Consider the following 3,136-nt stretch of genomic DNA (forward strand, 5'->3'; position numbering starts at 1 on the left):
ATCCGCCTCATCCCGGCCGACGCCCACCCGGAACTCGCACACACCGCCAACCTGCGCCAGCTCGCATCACGACCCGGACTGCGCATCCGACTGGTCGGACGCCTCGACCCCGACCACGCCGCAACCATGCGCCCACTCGCCACAGGTCCGGTACCAGAGACCGAAGCCACCCTCCGGCTGCCCGAGCCCTGGCTGGGCCACGCAGACCTCGGATACGACCGCCTCCAGGGCTCACACCTGCCGCCGCTGTCCACCTGCCCAGCCCCCGAGCCAATCAGCACCCCACCCGACCCGATCACGGACTCCCCTCTGTGGCGCTACCGGCACCTGGTGGAACTCGCCGTCTCCGGCGGAAGACGAGCCGTCAGCGAGTCCGCCCGCCGCCCAAGCCAGCCAGCCCGCCCACTCCAGCCAGGCCAAACAAACCAACCAAACCAAACCTTCGCGCCCATGCACGCGGCGGGATTCCGTGCCGCCGCCGACCTGGCAACCCGACTGGCCGACGAGGCCAACCGACGCAACCGCGACGTCTTCGGCCGCCTCACCGACCCCGACCCGGACAGCTACGCCAAGGCATGGCTCGCCGCCGCAGCACACCTCGCAGCAACCGACCGAGCCCTGGTCCTAGCCTCATGGCAACCAGCCGATTAGCAACCAAGGAGCCCGAGTAACACACCAGGCCAACCACACTCCCCCGCTCACTACGCAGTAGATGCACCAAGCGACGCGTTAGCCTGCTGGGATGGGCGTTGAGCTGGTGCTGTTGTCGCGGGTGGCATTTCGCGGCCGGGAGATCGCCGGCGCGCGGCTGGGTGGCCTGCTCGCGCTGCTGGCCGACGACCTGCGCGGGGGCTGTAGCACGACGCGGCTGGTCGAGGGCCTGTGGCCGGACGAACAGCCGGAGCACCCGGCCCGCGCGCTACAGGTGCTGGTCTCGCGTGCCCGGGCTCAGCTCGGCCCGGACACCATCGCCAGCGCTCCCGCCGGCTACCGGCTCACTCTCAGTGACGAGCAAGTCGACGTCGCAGCCGTACTGGTGCACGCGTCAGCCGGCGCCCGCTGCTCACACACCAACGACCATGCGGGCGCGCTCGCACACGCCGAGAACGGCTTGGCGTTGTGGGACTCGCCGCCGAGCCGACAATCCGACTTCGCCGACCCATTGGCCGAGCTTCGCGCCGCGCGGGCAGCGACATACCAAGCACTGGCTCGCACCCGCGCCTTGGCCCTTTCCCACCTTGGGCGCCATGCCGAAGCAGCCGAGCCGCTCACGGAACTGATCAACGAGCATCCGCGCGATGAGGAGGTCCTCGCGCAGTTGCTCCTCTGTGAATCCGCGACGCTGGGCCCGTCCGCCGCGCTGACCAGGTACGAGTCGTATCGACGTGGGCTGCGCGAACAGCTGGGCAGCGACCCGGGTCCGGAGTTGCAGCAAGTGCACCGCCAACTGCTGCAACGCGAGCGCCCAGTCGTCCGGCGCGGCATCACGCACGAGCCGAACGCGCTACTCGGCCGGGACGGCGACGTCGCCGCCGTGATCGATCAGCTGCGTGCGTCCCGAGTGGTGTCGATCATCGGCGCCGGCGGCCTGGGCAAGACCCGGCTGGCAAACACCGTCGCTTCCGCAGCTCACCAACGCGTCGTTCATCTGGTCCCACTCGCCGGGGTCACCACCGACGCCGACGTGCTCAGCGAGGTGGCGTCAGCCCTCGGCGCCGGCGAGCACGCGTCCGCATCAGTCGGCCACCGCGCCGCCCCGACAGACGCCCCCACGGATGCGGTCACGGCCATCCTGCGCACTCTCGCTCCCGGCCCGGCGCTTCTGATACTGGACAACTGCGAGCACGTCATCCACGGCGCCGCCGAACTCGTACGCTCCCTGATAGCGGCGAGTGCGGATCTTCGGGTACTGACCACCAGCCGCGCCCCGCTCGGCCTGTCCTCGGAATCCGTATACGCACTCCCCGAACTGAGCCTGGCGACCAGCGTCGAGCTGTTCCGCCAGCGCGCGAACGCCGCGCGCCCCGGAATCGACCTGCCCGCAGACGTGGTAAGGGAACTGTGCAGCCACCTCGACGGGCTGCCGCTGGCAGTGGAGCTGGCGGCCGCACGCGTACGCGCAATGTCAGTGGCCGAAATCGCCCGACGCCTGGACGACCGTTTCGCCTTGCTACGCGGCGCCACACGCGACGCCCCACAGCGTCATCGAACCCTGCACGCGGTCATCGACTGGAGCTGGAACCTGCTCGCATCAGACGGCCAAGCAGCGATGCGCACCCTGTCCGTCTTCCCCAGCGGATTCACCGCCGACACCGCGCACCACATGCTCAGCGCAGATGACGAAGACATCGACGTCTTGTCCATCCTGGAGCAACTGGTGGGCCAGTCCCTGCTCCAAGCAGCCGACGCCGGCTCCGGCACGCGCTTCCGGATGCTGGAGACCGTGCGCGAGTTCAGCGCGGCGCGCCTCCATGAGACGGGCGAGACCGAGCTGGCGATCAGCCGATTCCTCGCCTGGGCGCGCGATTTCGGCTCGGCGCACCATGAATCGTTGTTCGGCCCTGACGTGGTCACGTCGGCCGCGCAAACCAGGGACGAGCAGGAGAACCTGCTGCTGGCGCTGCGGCTCGGAGTCGAGCGCGAGGACGGCGCGTCCGTCGCGGCCGTTTGCGCCGTGCTCGGCGGCCTGTGGATGTTCGAATCCGACTTCGTACGCATGACGGCGTTGACCGGGCAGAGCGCGGCAATCCTGTCGCACCACCGGCCCGAGCCACCCGTCGTCGAGGTCGGCAGAACCGCCGCGGTGCTCACCGCCGTCAGTGCATTGATCCTTCAGCACCCCGCCACCGCGCGCGCCCTGGTCACCGTCCGGCGACTCCTTCCGGCCCCGCCCGACACTCCGGTGAGGGCGACAGCACACGTACTCGCCACCCTGGCCAAAGCTCGCAACGACCAACTCGCAACGCTCCAACTCCTGTGCGACAGCGACGAACCGCTCCTCGCCGCCATGGCCAACACTGTCGCCGGCTTCGTATGGCAGAGCGTCAACGATCCGGACAGCGCGTTGAAAGCGGCGAAACGCGCACTCGCGGCCTTTGACGGTCACGACCGGCAACTGCCCTGGTTCGAAGTCGCG

The 3,136-nt window shown here is 69.4% G+C and carries 1 protein-coding gene and 1 pseudogene; both read left to right on the plus strand.

Annotation, left to right across the window (positions count from 1 at the left end; all coding sequences use genetic code 11):
• Positions 1-651 (plus strand): annotated as a pseudogene (locus VGS97_RS07305) (hypothetical protein); the annotation flags it as partial.
• 91 nt (positions 652-742) lie between these two features.
• On the plus strand, positions 743-3,136 hold a 2,394-nt coding region (locus tag VGS97_RS07310; protein ID WP_326852485.1), incomplete at its 3' end, for an ATP-binding protein.

The sequence above is a fragment of the Actinocrinis sp. genome (assembly GCF_035946395.1).
Lineage (GTDB): Bacteria > Actinomycetota > Actinomycetes > Streptomycetales > Catenulisporaceae > Actinocrinis.